Below are 12789 nucleotides of genomic sequence, written 5' to 3' on the forward strand. Positions count from 1 at the left end.
TCACGTCGGACGCCATGGCGACCATGGACATACCAGATATAGTGGTGACGCACCGCTATATGTTCAAGAGGGCCGATATTGTTTTCGAATAGAGATTAACGAACAGGTTCGACATCAAAGGCTCAAACCTGCCGTTTGTTACGAACGTCATGAATGACCGGCATGGGCCGGTGTCACGCATGTCGGCAGTTCTAAAGCTGATGCTCTCACCTAAATTGCGCTGCCCTCTATTCCAGAACGCACCGGCAGTTCCATGGGATACCGCAGCACGACCTTGCCAACGTAACAGGGGCGCGGCGCCGGGCATTTTGCCCTCATGAACACGCGACCCGATATCTCGTCCTTCGAGGCGGTGGCTCTTTCGCTGGAAGGTGAAGCCCCGCCACAATGGATCCAGCTCTTGCCTGCGCCGAACAAGAAGTTCCGCTCTATCGATGGGCGGGGCCCCTGGTTCTACGACAGCGCCGAGGAGCTGATCGCCGCCAGCACCGCATCCGGTGAGCGGATCTTCATCGACGTGAACCACGCCACCACGCGCTCCGCCCCGAAAGGCGGCGATGCGCCGGCCGTGGGTTGGATCGAGGAGCTGCAGGGCCGTCCGGACGGGATCTGGGGGCGTGTGACCTGGAACAGCAAGGGCGCCGAGCTGATGGCCGACCGCGCCTATCACGGCATCTCGCCGGTGATGTCCTTCAACAAGGCCACCGGCAAGGTGGCGCGGATCTTCCACGCCTCCCTGACCAATACCCCCGCGCTGGGCGGGGCCATCGCATCCCTTTCCGAGGAGACAGACGACATGAACATGGCCGCAATCGCGAAGGCCCTGGGCCTCGCGGAAGATGCCGGTGAGGACGCGATCCTCGCCGCCATCTCGAAGCTGAAGAAGGGCGCGGAGAAGCCCGCCGAGCTCTCCACCCTGGCGCTTGCACTGGGGGCCGAGGAGGGCGCCAGCGTGGCGGAGCTGACCGTCCTGGCCAAGGCGGCCGTGGCGAATGCCGGCGACGCCGACGAGGTGGCCGAACTGACCCAGCAGCTGGGCGATCTGCGCGCCGAGCGGTGGTTGGACCAGAAGGTGGCCGAAGGTCGCGCCATCGATGCGGAGCTGCGCGCGGAACTGTCGGCGCTCTGGATCGACAATCCCGAGCGCGCGGAGAAGCTGGTTAGCCGGCTGCCCAAGCTCTCGCGGACCCACACCGCCAATCCCGTCCCGAAGGGCGAGGCGATCACCGAGCTGAGCGCCGACCAGAAGGTGGTCGCCGACCAGCTCGGGGTGTCTCACGAGGATTTTCTTGCGCAGCTGAAGGCTGACGCGGGCGAAGAGGAGGCAGCCTGATGGCCGCACTGACCGCAGACCGCAACACACCCCGTTTCGAGGGTGACATCCGCCAGGGCGACGTTGCCGCCTCGACCCTGATCTATGCCGGCGCCCTGGTGATGCGGGATGCCTCGGGCAACCTGGTCGAGGGCCAGACCGCCACGGGCCTGATCGGTGCCGGCCGTGCCGAGGAGCGGGTCGACAACTCCGCAGGGTCGGCGGGTGACCTGACCTGCGATTACCGCCCTGGCATCTACCGCTTCGCCAACTCGGCGGCGGCGGACGAGATCACCAAGGCCGAGATCGGGAACGTCTGCTACGCCGTCGACGATCAGACCGTCGCCAAGACCGATGGCACCTCCACGCGCTCGCCCGCCGGGCTGATCGAAGGTGTCGACGCCAACGGGGTCTGGGTCCGCCTGGACGAGGCCCTGACCGCCGTAGCCGCGGCCTGAGAGGACCCCTGACATGCTCATCAATGCCGCAAACCTGAACAGCCTGCGCGTCGGTTTCAACGCTTCCTTCCAACGCGGATTGGGGCAGGCCGATCCGATGTGGAGCCGTATCGCGACCGAGGTCCGGTCTACGCAGAAGGAGCAGAAGTACGGTTGGTTGGGGAAGATCCCGCGCGTCCGCGAATGGATCGGTCCCCGTCTCGTCCAGAACCTGATGCAGCACGACTATGCCATCAAGGAAAAGCCCCTCGAACTGACCATCGGCGTGGACCGGGACGACATCGAGACCGACAACCTCGGGATCTATGCGCCGCTCTTCGAAGAGATGGGCATGTCGACCGGCTCCGAGTGGGACCTCATGGTCTTCGGGCTTCTGGCCCAAGGCTTCTCGACCGAGTGCTACGACGGTCAAAACTTCTTCGACACCGACCACCCGGTCCTGGACGAGGATGGCAACCCGACCACCGTTTCGAACACGGGCGGCGGGTCGGGCACGGGCTGGTACTTGCTGGACACCCGCCGGGCGCTCAAGCCGCTGATCCTGCAGAAGCGCAAGGACTTCAAGTTCGTCTCGCTGGATCGCGAGCAGGACCAGAACGTCTTCATGAACAAGGAGTTCGTCTACGGTGCCGATGCACGGGCGAACGCTGGCTTCGGGTTTTGGCAGATGGCCTACGGGTCGAAGCAGACGCTGGATGCCAGCGCCTATGCCGCCGGCCGCGCCGCGCTCTCGGGCATGAAGGGCGACTATGGCCGCCCGCTGGGCCTGATGTCGAACCTGCTGGTGGTGCCGCCCTCGCTGGAAAGCGCCGGCCGCAAGATCCTCAACTCCGAGTATGCTTCGGGCGGTGAGACCAACGAGTGGAAAGGCACCGCCGAACTGCTCGTCGTGCCCTGGCTGGCGTGAGGGGCTGAGTGATGACCCGCGAGGAACTTGACGCGCGCGCCGCCGAACTCGGGATCTCCACCAGCCCGCGCTGGAAGGACGAGACGGTGGCCGAGAAGATCGCCGAGGCCGAGGCCGAGGCAGAGCAGACCGCAACGGATACCACGCCGGAAGGGACCAGCGACGGTCCCGGGCCGGTGCAGGGGGCGGGCGAAGGCGCCGCCCCCATCAAATCCTCCGACCCGGAACAGCCGCCCGAAGGCGTGCTGACCGTCATCGGTCCCAGGAAGGGCCGCTGGCGGGCCGGGCGGCACTTCTCGCCCGAGTCGGTGAAGATCCCCCTGGCCGAATTGAGCGATGACGAGATCGCCATGCTGGCCGGCGATCCCAAGCTCACCCTGTCCGGTCTGCCTCAAGACTGACACCGCGCGCCGTGCCGAGGGGGCGCGGCGGGCCACTTTCCCGGCGGCTGCGCCCCCGCGCCGCCGGGGCTTTTCACCCCTGTTGAACGGTCCTTCACATGCCCTATTGCACACAGGCAGATCTCGAAGAGCGCTACGGCACCCGGCTGCTGATCGACCTGACCGACCGGGGCGAGCTGGCCACGGGCACCATCGACGCCGACACGGTGACCCGCGCGATCTCCGAGGCGGACGCGCTGATCGACGGCTACGTCAAGGGCCGCTACACGTTGCCTTTCGCCGTGACGCCCGACCCGATCCCGAAGATCAGCCGCGAGATCGCGATCTACACGCTGCATGTCTACGAGCCCAACGAGAAGATCGTCCGCGACTACAGCCAGGCCATCAAGACGCTGCAGGAGATCGCCAGGGGCAACGTGATCCTGGACGCCGATGGCGTGACCCCCTCCGAGACCGGGGCCGGTGGCGTGCGCGTCAACGACCGCGAGCGGCCCTTCACACCCGACAACCTCAAGGGCTTCATCTGATGCTGGCCGAGGTCAAGGCACGCCTGGAAGCGCAGGTTCCGGAGCTGGATGGCCGGGTCGGCCTGGCCGCTGAGTTCACCGCCATCCTGAAGGACGGCCGTGTCCCGAGCGGCGGCGTGAACGCCTATGTCCTGCCCGGCACGACCACGGGCGTCGCGGCCCAGACGATGGGCGCGGGGCTCTTCATCCAGCCGGTGCGGCGCGGCGTCTCCGTCGCCACCTTCGTGCAATCGACCGACGCGCGCGGCCAGCGTGCCCTGGGCCGTCTCGATGGCTTCCTGGCCGACATCCAGAATGCGATCTGCGGCTGGGCGCCGGGGGACGAGGTCGGCGTCTTCGAGCTCTCGGCCGAGCGACCGGCGCCCTCGCAACGTGGCCTCATGGCCTTTGTCACCGAGTTCCGCATCAACGACCAGCTGAGGATCCCCACATGACCAGGCTCCCGCAATCCGGAGGCAGCTTCACCCGCACCGAGAAGGGCGGGCTGAAGCAGACCGTCAAGCCCCCGAAGCCCGCGCCGCGGCCCGAGCCGCCGAAACCGCCCCAACCGGCGCAGCCCGCCAAGAAAGAGGCCTGATCCATGCCGATGTACTTCCGCAAGAAGATCCTGCTGGCCAAGATCGAGGCCACCTACGGCACCGACCCGACCCCGACCGGCGGGGCCAACGCGATCCTTGCCTCCGAGATCAGCATCCAGCCCATGCAGGGCGCCGATGCCGACCGGGGTCATGACACGCCCTATCTCGGGGCCAATGCCACGATCCCCTTCGACCTCCACCAGGTGATCAGCTTCAAGGTCGAGCTGGAACCCTCGGGAACCGCCGGGACCGCGCCGGCCTGGGGGCCGCTCCTGCGCGCCTGCGGCTGCGCCGAAACGATCACTCCGGGCACCGACGTGGTCTACAACCCGATCTCGGACGCTTTCGAGAGCGTCACTCTCTACCTGCACATCGATGGGCATCTCTTCACCCTGACCGGCGCGCGGGGGAACTGCGACGTCACGGTCAATGCCAGCGGTATCCCGGTGCTGGAGTTCACCTTCACCGGCCTCTGGACCAAGCCCGCCGCCGGCACGCTGCCTACGCCCGACTTCAGTGCCTGGCAAAAGCCGCGCATCGCCTCGAACACCGCCACGCCGCTCTTCACCATCGGGGGCGAGGACATGGTGATGCGCAGCTTCAAGCTGGGCCTGGGCAACCAGGTGGAAGGGCGGTTCCTGGTGGGCGCCGAAGAGATCGTCATAGTCGACCGGTCCGACATGATCGAATGCCAGGTCGAGGCCGTGGCGCTCTCGACCCTCGATCCCTGGGCGCTGGCGCAGGACCAGACCGCCGTCGCGGTGGCGCTGACCCACGGCACCGGCGCCGGCCGCATCGCGGCGCTCTCGGCCCCGACCTGCCAGGTCCAGCGCCCCGGCAATCCGACCGAGGCGCAGGGCATCATGGAATGGCCGCTCAACCTGGTCCCGCTGCCCGGCTCGGGCAACGACCAGTGGACCCTCACCCTGACCTGACGGAGATCCCGCAATGGCATTTCGTATCGCCGAAGAACGCACCATCACCCGGACTGTCCAGACCGCCGACGGTCAGGACTTCCGCGCCGTGTTCGTCATCCTGCCCGACGAGGAGATGGGCGCGGCCAGCGCGCAGGGCATCGAGGGCGAGAAGGCCGTCATGCGCAAGATCATCCGGCGCCTCGACGACATCGAGGGCGCGGACAAGGAGCCGATCCCGCATTCGCCGGAGCTGCTGGAACAGGTGATCGGATTTGCCGACCTGCGGATCGCGCTCCTGCGGGCCTACAACGAAGGCCGCATCGAGGCCCGCCGGGGAAACTGAGATGGGCCGGGCGGGCGCTGATCGAGGGGCACTTCTCGGACCAGTCCGGCCCGGCCCGCCAGGTCGACCAGGACGCGGCCTTCTGGGGCATCCCTCCCGAGCTCTTGCGAACAGAGGACGCCGAGGAGGCGCTCTGGCCCGAGCATGTCGCCGCGCTGGAGGCCTTTGCCGTGGTCAGCACCCAGTGGCGGATCGAGCCGCGCTTTGGCGCCGCGACCCGCTGGCTGGGCCTGGACTACGCCGCCGCCGAGGCCGGGCTGCGCCTGGCGGGGATCGAGGTCACGCCCGGCCTCTGGGCGGACATCCGGCAGATCGAGCAGGGCGCCAAAGCGGCCTTGAACGGGGATTGAAGGGGGGGTGACATGACGCTGAAAATGCATGCGCGCCTCACGGCCGACGGCAAGCAGGCGCAGGCGGAACTGGCAAAGACGGGCCAGGGCGCGCGCGGGCTGAAGACCGAGGTCGACGCCCTGGGGCAAAGCGGCCAGGAGGCCTCGGCCGACTTCGTGGCCCTGCAGAAGCAGCTGGAGGCCTACAAGGTCGACCTGGTCAACCTGCGCAACGAGCACGCGGCAGCGAAGAAGCAGATCGACGGGCTGCGTGGCGAGCTGACCAAGCTCAAGACGCAGGCGGGACAGGCGAGCGGCAGCGTTGCGAAAATTTCCGCTCCTTTGGCGGAGGTGAACAAGGGATTGAGCCCCGCCGCTCAAAACAACGCCAAGATGTTTGCCTACCAGCTGAACCAGGTCGCACAACAGGGCGCTGTGACCGGGAACTACATGGGTGCACTTTCAATCCAGTCGGCGGACATGTTGTCGGTATTTGGGCTTTGGGGGGTCATCGCAGGTGGCGTCGTCGCGGTTATGGGACCGTTGGCGATGTCCCTGTTCGATACCTCTGCAGCCGGGAAGGAAGCTCAGAAGAGTGTCGATGTCTTCCTCGACACGCTCTCGGAGGTGCAGGGCTACACCGATACCGCCAAGACAAGCATCAAGGACCTGCGTCGCGAATTTGGTGATTTCGCCAGAGAGGTGCAACAAGCATCGGCCCTGGCAGCCCAGGCGACCGTTTCACTGGCCTTTTCCGAATTCGACGATGCGGCCAAGGGTATACGGTCGGACCTGGATGATGTGGTGCGCGCCATTGGTGATGTCGCACGCGCTAACAAGCAGCTCTTGGATGCGCAGGATCTCGCTGCAGCGGGCATACTCGGGGAACGTCAGGTCACAGAGGCGCGGGAGGCGCTCGAACTGCTGGAGGACCGGGCTACGAAGATGCTCACGGCGCTCGGTCTCAGCGCTGCTGAAGCGACCCGTCTCGATGCGGCTTTCGATGATCTCGCAAAGGCCAACAGCCTGGCCGAAGTGGCGGAAGCCGCAAGTGCGGCAGTTATGCTGCTCCGTGGGATGTATGATGAGAGCGAGCGCATCCCTGATGAAGTCGCCCGGATCATTCAGAACCTCAACAGCATGGTCAAAGCCGCAAGCGCGGGCGCCGTCGCGATGGGGGACACCAAGGAAGAAACCGGAGACGCCGCCGACGAAGCATCGCGCCTCGCCGCCAACATCCTGACCGCGGCAAACAATGCCATCGCTTTCCAGCAAGCGATGGCCTCGCTGTCGATCCCTTTCGAAGATGCGATGGAAGAGCTGGACTTCGAGTTGGCCACGGCTGGGATGAACGCTGCTGACAAGCTCGTCGCGACCCGTGTGCGTCGGCTGGAAGAGACGATGCGTGCCGCGTCCGAGCGGACCTTCGGGTTCGACTACGGTCTGACAGACGAGCAAAAGTCACAGTTGGCGGACTACGAGGCCTCGCTGAGGAGTGCGGCTCCAACGCTTACGGCTGACACCGCAGGCGCGGCGAAGGCGAGGCAAAAGGAACGTGACGCTGTTCGCGACCTGATTGCGGCCAGGCGGGACGAGCTTGCCATCCTGCGCGAGAGCGACCCGATCCAGCAGGAGATGATCCGCCTGCGCGGTGACCTGGCCGGGGCCACGGATGCAGAGCGGGCAGAGGTCGCCAAGCTGATTGCCTCGATCCAGAAGGAGGAACTGGCCAAGGCGCAGGCGGCGGAGACCTCGGAGTTCTTCCGCACCAGCTTTGCAGACCTGATCCCTGACCTGGTGCGCGGCGGTGACGATGCCGCCTCCGCCTGGCATCGCTTTGCCCGGGCGCTGGAGGATGCGGCCTGGCAGGCCCTTCTCCTTGGTGAAGGCCCACTGATGGGCTTGTTTGGTGGCGGAGGTGGCGGATCCGGTGGTGGACTTTTTGGCTGGATCGGCGAGATCCTGAACTTCGCTGATGGCGGGATGCACTACGGGCAGGGCGGGCCACGCGCGGACAAGAAGCTGGTTCGCGTCAGCCCGGGCGAGTTCACTGTCAATGCCGCCGCCACGCAACGCCACCGTCCACTGCTGGAGGCGATCAACGCCGGCACGCCGATCCCAGGTTTTGCCGACGGCGGTTCGCTTTCGTCGCCTATGGCGATGCCCGGGGGGCGCGAGGGCGTCGTTGAAATCCGCGTCTACACCGAAGAGGGCACGGTTGCGGAGATTGCACGCAACGAGGCCGGGGCGGTGGTCCGGACGGGATTTGCCGAGTACGACCGCGTCCTGCCCGACCGGGTAGCGGAGATCCGGCGCGATCCGAGGGTGCGCTACTGATGGCGATCACCTTCCCCATTGATCTCGCGACCTTCTGGGATGGCCTGGGCATCCACATGTATTCGTTTCGCCTGGGCGAGGCGATGAGCGTTTCGGAAACCGGCGGCGGCGAGGTGTTGACCGCGCGCATGGGAACGCGGCTGTGGATGGGCGAGGCCTTTGTGCCGCCGAACAGGGATCACGACCAGGTTCTTGCGCTGATCGACTTGATCCGGCAGTCCGGGGCGCCCTTCCTGATCTATGACCGTCGCCGGAAATTCACCCAGGCAGATCCTGGCGGCGCGATCCAGGGCGCCGCAGTCTGCCGCGTGGCAAGCGTGGCGGGCAATGCCCGCGAAATGACCCTCACCGACCTGCCGTCCGGCTATGTGCTGACGCCGGGCGATCATCTTTCGATTTCCTACGGCTCGACCCCGATCCGGTATTTCCTGGCGCGGGTGGTGACGGGCGGAACCTTTGTCGGCGCGCCGGCGCAAGTGACCGTCGAGGTGGTGCCGGGCATCCCCGAGGCGGTGGCGGCCGATGACGTGGTGCGGCTGATCCAACCGATCTGCAAGGCGGTCTACGTGCCCGACAGTTTCAGCGGGCTTCGCCGCCGGTCGGCCTTTGACGAAGGCTTTTCCTTTGCATGGAGGCAGACAGTGCGATGACCTATCCCGTTGTGGCGCGCGGTGCGCTGGCGCTCGAGGTGCTGATCTGGATCGAGGCCAAGGATCGCGAGACCGGGACGCCGCAGGCGATGGGCCTGCATACCGGCCTCGAGGATCGGGCCTTTGTGATCGATGGCGATCAGCGGACATACACCGGCGCCGGGGCCGTGCTCGAGGTGGCCGACCTGGTATCGCAGGTGGGCCTCGGGGTGCAGATGCAGACCGCGGGCCTGGCCCTTGTCACCGATGAGGTGCAACAGCTCATCCGGGGATATGACGCCCGGCAGGCGCCGGTCGAAATGCACCTCGCGCGCTTCGATCCCGAGACAAACGCCCTGATCGAGATTACCCGCGTTTTCAAGGGCTGGCTCGATGAGGCCACGCTGCGCGAGGGCGTCAAGAATGGCGAGGCCTCGCTCTCGGCCCGCCTGGCAAGTTCGGCCCGCGCCCTGACCCGCCGCGTGCCGCTGCGGCGGTCTGATGAGGCGCACCGCGCGACCCATGCCGGGGATCGGTTCTTTCGCTATGCGGACGTGTCCGGGGCCGTGGGTGTCTGGTGGGGCATGAAGCGCGGCGGCGGCAAGGGAGGGGGCCAGTCGTTTGCCGAGAAGCTGGCAGGCATTTCGTCCCGCTTGGAAAACCGGGGGAGCGCGGCTGATGGTTGAGCGCCGCAAGGATTGGCGGCCGCGCCTGGCCGCATATCTCGGGGAGGTTGCCCGCCTGCGGTTCCGGCCCGGCGAGCATGATTGCGCCCTGTTCGCGGCCGGGGCCGTCGAGGCCATGACCGGCACCGACCTGGCGGCGGGGTGGCGCCGCACCTATCGCACGCTCGAGGATGGCCTCGCGCTCCTGGCGCAGGAGGGGCGCGGCGATCATGTGGCGCTTGCCGCCGCGCACCTCGAGGAGGTCGCGCCGATCCGCGCCCAGGTGGGCGATGTGGCGGCCGTGCGTGAAGGCGAGGCGCTGGCCCTGGGGATCGTGCAGGGGCCGTCAATCTATGTGCTGCGGCCCTCGGGCCTGGGCCTTGTGCCCCTGACAGATGCAGAAAGGGCGTTCCGCGTATGATCCGCCTCAATATCCTTGTTCTGGCGCTGGCCTTCCTGGTGGTGGGCGCCGATCCGGCCGCGGCCGAGCCGGTCAGTGCGGCGATTGCCGCGGTCGGCTCCTGGTTTGCCGGCCTGAGTGTCGTCGGTCAGGCGCTTGTGCGGCTGGCCGTGGGCCTTGTCCTGTCCAAGCTGACGCAGGCCAAGCTCAAGACGCCCGAGGCGGTGGGCGGCCTCAAGACCGAGGCCACGCTCACCGGGGGCGACAATTCCGAGGGTTTCGTGCTGGGGCGCTATGCCACCGCCGGCGCCTTTGTCGCGCCCCCCCTGAGCTGGGGCTCGCGCCGCGCGCAACTGGTCTACGTGATCGATCTTGGCCTGCCGGGGCAGGTGGTGTCCGGCATCTATGTCAACGGCGAGCGCCAGGCGTGGAGCGGTGTGCAGGACGGCAAGGGCCGCGGCGAGCTGAACACGGGCGGCGCCTATGATGGCCGGGTGTGTCGTTATCTCTATGACGGCACGCAAACCGCCGCCTCGCCCTATCTCCTCAACCGCCTGGGCAGTGATCCAGACTTCCCCTGGACCCCCGACATGGTGGGCGGGGGGCGTTCCTATGCGGTCCTGACGTTTATCCTGGACAAGGGCGACAAGGCCAAGTTTTCCGGCCTGCCGACCGTGCTTTTCGAGATCGAGGGCCTGCCGCTTTACGACCCGCGCAAGGATGGCAGCGCGGGCGGTTTCGGGGCGCATCGCTGGAATGACCCCGCGACCTGGGAGCCGACCGAAAACCCGGCCGTGATGATCTACAATATCCTGCGCGGGATCGCCTTGCCGAACGGGGCCACCTGGGGCGGGCGCGCCACGGCCGAGGATTTGCCCCTGGCGACCTGGGCCGCGGCGATGAATGAATGCGACCTGTCCGTGACCGTCGAGGGCGGCGGCACCGAGCCGCAATATCGCGCCGGCACCGAGGTGCGCGTGGCGCAGGATGAGCCGGCGCAGGTGATCGAGGATCTTCTGGCATCCTGTTCGGGTGAGCTGGTCGAGGAGGGGGGCACCTGGTATATCCAGATCGGCGCGCCCGCCCTGCCGTCCTATTTCTTCACCGATGAGGACGTGGTGATCTCTCGCCCGCAGGAGCTAGACCCGTTCCCCGGCCTGGCGGACACGACCAACGCCGTGGCGATCACCTATCCCGAGCCGGTGATGGCCTGGCAGACGAAAGAGGCGCCGACCGTCCTGCGGCCCGATCTCGAGCTCGAGGACGATGGCCGCCGGCAGATCGCAAGCCTGCCCCTGCCGACCTGCCCGCACGCGATCCAAGCGCAGCGCCTCGCCAAGAGTTACCTCGAGGACGCCCGCCGGTTCCGGGTGCACCGCCTGACCCTGCCGCCGGATGCGGCGCATGTGCCGCCGCTTTCAACCGTGGCCTGGACCAGCGCCCGCAACGGCTATGCGGCCAAGCTGTTCGAGGTGCAAAAGAAACAGGTGCAACTGCGCACGCTCCTGACACAGGTGGCCGTGCGCGAGCGCGACCCCGGAGATTACGATTGGAGCGCCGCGGATCAACTGCCCTATGACGTGCCCCCGGCCACGGTCACGACGCCTGAGCCCTACGCGCTCGAGGGGCTTTCGGTTGTCGCCGGTGCGATCTCTGACGGCACCACGGGCCGTCGCCCGGCGGTGATCGCGACCTGGACCGAGGACGGCGCCGGGGGCGTCGATTACGAGGTGAGGCTTTCCGGCGGCGAGGTGATCGCCCAGGGCCGCGCCCCGGCCGAGGCCGCGCGCCTGGTGGTGGCCGAGGGCGTTCTGCCGGCCACCGATTACGAGGCCCGCCTGCGCCCCGCCGGCGAGGAGGAGCTCTTTGACTGGTCCGATTGGCTCGAGGTCACGACGCCCGATCTGCGCCTGACTGAAGCCGACCTGGCCGATACCCTTGCGGGCAAGATCGATGAGGCCTTTGACCGCCACGACGCGGCGCTTGCCGATGCAACCGGCGTGATTGCCGAGCTGCGGGACGCGGCCATTGCCAGCTTTGGCCCGCTCGACCGCCCCACCGCCCTGGCCGACGATATCCCCCGGCTCGAGACCGGCCTCGAGGAGGCTTATCAGCGGCTCATGGGGCTGGAATGGGCGCAGTTTGGCACCAACAAGACACTGGCCGGCGCGGGCATCTTTGTGGACAGCGAGACCGGCGCGGTGCGGATCGCCGCATTCGAGCGCGCGGAGGCCCGCGTCTCGAATGTCGAGATCAACCTCTCGGCCGTCGAGGCAGCGCTCGAGCTCAAGGCAACGGTGGCCTATGTCAACAACACGGTGAGCCAGGCGATTTCCGAGGCGGTGCTCGACCCCTCTCAAATCCCGCTTCTCGATGATCTTGATCTGCGCATCACGGATGCAGAGGTCAGGCTCGACGCGGCCGAGGGTACGATCACCACGCTGACCGATACCCTGACGGTGGCGGGCGGCCTTGTCAGCATGACCACGGTCACGCAGGAGCTCGACAGCCTGCAAGGCCAGATCAACCAGCGCGTGACAACCGCCACGTTCGACGGGCTCGAGGACCGCGTGACCACGGCCGAGGGCAGTCTCACGGCGCTGGGGGATACGGCGGCGATTGCCGATGCGGTCGAGGTGACGCGCCAGCTTTACGACGACAGCGCCGACGACACGCAGCGCCGGATTGCCGATCTCTGGGACCGCTGGACGGGCGACGAGGCCGTGCGCCGCGCGACAGCACAGGGCCGCCGCGATCTCTCGGCGCGGGTGGATGCTGGCCTCGCGGCCGAGGCTTCCGAGCGGCTGGCGCTCAAGGCCGCGCAGGAGGCCACGGCCGCCTCGCTGGTGGAGGAAAGCACGGCACGAGCCGCAGAGGATGAGGCGCAAGCGGGGGTGATCGCCTCGCTGCAAGCGACCCTGACCGGCGCGCAGGGCGAGATCACGGTCAACGCGGGCGCGATCTCTGGCCTCGACACGCGGGTGAC

At 67.2% G+C, this 12789-nt stretch carries 14 protein-coding genes and 1 pseudogene; all 15 read left to right on the forward strand.

All coding sequences use genetic code 11. The features are described from left to right. Window positions 1–316 precede the first annotated feature (316 nt). On the forward strand, window positions 317–1333 hold the full coding sequence (locus PVW46_RS14905; protein WP_069210819.1) for a phage protease: 1017 nt from the start codon (window positions 317–319) through the stop codon (window positions 1331–1333). After that, window positions 1333–1770 (forward strand): hypothetical protein, encoded by a 438-nt coding sequence (locus PVW46_RS14910; protein WP_069210818.1) that lies wholly within the window; start codon window positions 1333–1335, stop codon window positions 1768–1770. The genes PVW46_RS14905 and PVW46_RS14910 overlap by 1 nt, the downstream gene beginning before the upstream one ends. A gap of 13 nt (window positions 1771–1783) precedes the next feature. Further along, complete coding sequence (locus tag PVW46_RS14915) at window positions 1784–2677, forward strand: Mu-like prophage major head subunit gpT family protein (RefSeq protein ID WP_274576414.1); 894 nt, start codon at window positions 1784–1786, stop codon at window positions 2675–2677. A gap of 11 nt (window positions 2678–2688) precedes the next feature. After that, on the forward strand, window positions 2689–3078 hold the full coding sequence (locus tag PVW46_RS14920; protein WP_274576416.1) for an HI1506-related protein: 390 nt from the start codon (window positions 2689–2691) through the stop codon (window positions 3076–3078). Between the two features lie 98 nt (window positions 3079–3176). Further along, window positions 3177–3605, forward strand: a complete 429-nt coding sequence (locus PVW46_RS14925; protein ID WP_274576418.1) for a gp436 family protein — start codon at window positions 3177–3179, stop codon at window positions 3603–3605. After that, on the forward strand, window positions 3605–4039 hold the full coding sequence (locus tag PVW46_RS14930) for a phage tail terminator protein (RefSeq protein WP_274576420.1): 435 nt from the start codon (window positions 3605–3607) through the stop codon (window positions 4037–4039). The genes PVW46_RS14925 and PVW46_RS14930 overlap by 1 nt, the downstream gene beginning before the upstream one ends. Beyond that, on the forward strand, window positions 4036–4182 hold the full coding sequence (locus tag PVW46_RS14935) for a hypothetical protein (RefSeq protein WP_157923493.1): 147 nt from the start codon (window positions 4036–4038) through the stop codon (window positions 4180–4182). The genes PVW46_RS14930 and PVW46_RS14935 overlap by 4 nt, the downstream gene beginning before the upstream one ends. A gap of 3 nt (window positions 4183–4185) precedes the next feature. Continuing rightward, window positions 4186–5118, forward strand: a complete 933-nt coding sequence (locus PVW46_RS14940; RefSeq protein ID WP_274576423.1) for a phage tail tube protein — start codon at window positions 4186–4188, stop codon at window positions 5116–5118. Window positions 5119–5131: 13 nt separating this feature from the next. Further along, a complete protein-coding gene (locus tag PVW46_RS14945) occupies window positions 5132–5443 on the forward strand; it encodes a hypothetical protein (RefSeq protein WP_069210608.1) in 312 nt (103 codons plus the stop codon). Window positions 5444–5547: 104 nt separating this feature from the next. Further along, window positions 5548–5793 (forward strand): DUF1799 domain-containing protein, encoded by a 246-nt coding sequence (locus PVW46_RS14950; RefSeq protein ID WP_261394532.1) that lies wholly within the window; start codon window positions 5548–5550, stop codon window positions 5791–5793. A gap of 12 nt (window positions 5794–5805) precedes the next feature. Beyond that, window positions 5806–8109 carry a coiled-coil domain-containing protein gene (locus PVW46_RS14955; protein WP_069210610.1) on the forward strand — a complete coding sequence of 768 codons (2304 nt, stop codon included), beginning with the start codon at window positions 5806–5808 and terminating at the stop codon, window positions 8107–8109. Further along, window positions 8109–8759: a hypothetical protein gene (locus PVW46_RS14960; protein WP_069210611.1), complete on the forward strand. Its 651-nt coding sequence runs from the start codon at window positions 8109–8111 to the stop codon at window positions 8757–8759. The genes PVW46_RS14955 and PVW46_RS14960 overlap by 1 nt, the downstream gene beginning before the upstream one ends. Beyond that, window positions 8756–9424, forward strand: coding sequence for a hypothetical protein (locus PVW46_RS14965; protein ID WP_139132370.1), 669 nt, complete (start codon window positions 8756–8758; stop codon window positions 9422–9424). Before PVW46_RS14960 ends, PVW46_RS14965 begins: the two co-directional genes overlap by 4 nt. After that, window positions 9417–9824 carry a DUF6950 family protein gene (locus PVW46_RS14970; RefSeq protein WP_069210613.1) on the forward strand — a complete coding sequence of 136 codons (408 nt, stop codon included), beginning with the start codon at window positions 9417–9419 and terminating at the stop codon, window positions 9822–9824. Before PVW46_RS14965 ends, PVW46_RS14970 begins: the two co-directional genes overlap by 8 nt. Then, window positions 9821–12789, forward strand: a pseudogene (locus PVW46_RS14975) (phage tail protein); the annotation flags it as partial. The gene PVW46_RS14970 and the pseudogene PVW46_RS14975, both read left to right, overlap by 4 nt.

Origin of the sequence: Mameliella sp. AT18, from assembly GCF_028807275.1 — a bacterium.
Classification (GTDB): domain Bacteria; phylum Pseudomonadota; class Alphaproteobacteria; order Rhodobacterales; family Rhodobacteraceae; genus Antarctobacter; species Antarctobacter albus.

Bases quoted from the DNA above. Each gene is read 5' to 3' on its own strand.
- PVW46_RS14905 (WP_069210819.1), top strand. From the start codon at position 317: ATGAACACGCGACCCGATATCTCGTCCTTCGAGGCGGTGGCTCTTTCG.
- PVW46_RS14910 (WP_069210818.1), top strand. From the start codon at position 1,333: ATGGCCGCACTGACCGCAGACCGCAACACACCCCGTTTCGAGGGTGAC.
- PVW46_RS14915 (WP_274576414.1), top strand. From the start codon at position 1,784: ATGCTCATCAATGCCGCAAACCTGAACAGCCTGCGCGTCGGTTTCAAC.
- PVW46_RS14920 (WP_274576416.1), top strand. From the start codon at position 2,689: ATGACCCGCGAGGAACTTGACGCGCGCGCCGCCGAACTCGGGATCTCC.
- PVW46_RS14925 (WP_274576418.1), top strand. From the start codon at position 3,177: ATGCCCTATTGCACACAGGCAGATCTCGAAGAGCGCTACGGCACCCGG.
- PVW46_RS14930 (WP_274576420.1), top strand. From the start codon at position 3,605: ATGCTGGCCGAGGTCAAGGCACGCCTGGAAGCGCAGGTTCCGGAGCTG.
- PVW46_RS14935 (WP_157923493.1), top strand. From the start codon at position 4,036: ATGACCAGGCTCCCGCAATCCGGAGGCAGCTTCACCCGCACCGAGAAG.
- PVW46_RS14940 (WP_274576423.1), top strand. From the start codon at position 4,186: ATGCCGATGTACTTCCGCAAGAAGATCCTGCTGGCCAAGATCGAGGCC.
- PVW46_RS14945 (WP_069210608.1), top strand. From the start codon at position 5,132: ATGGCATTTCGTATCGCCGAAGAACGCACCATCACCCGGACTGTCCAG.
- PVW46_RS14955 (WP_069210610.1), top strand. From the start codon at position 5,806: ATGACGCTGAAAATGCATGCGCGCCTCACGGCCGACGGCAAGCAGGCG.
- PVW46_RS14960 (WP_069210611.1), top strand. From the start codon at position 8,109: ATGGCGATCACCTTCCCCATTGATCTCGCGACCTTCTGGGATGGCCTG.
- PVW46_RS14965 (WP_139132370.1), top strand. From the start codon at position 8,756: ATGACCTATCCCGTTGTGGCGCGCGGTGCGCTGGCGCTCGAGGTGCTG.
- PVW46_RS14970 (WP_069210613.1), top strand. From the start codon at position 9,417: ATGGTTGAGCGCCGCAAGGATTGGCGGCCGCGCCTGGCCGCATATCTC.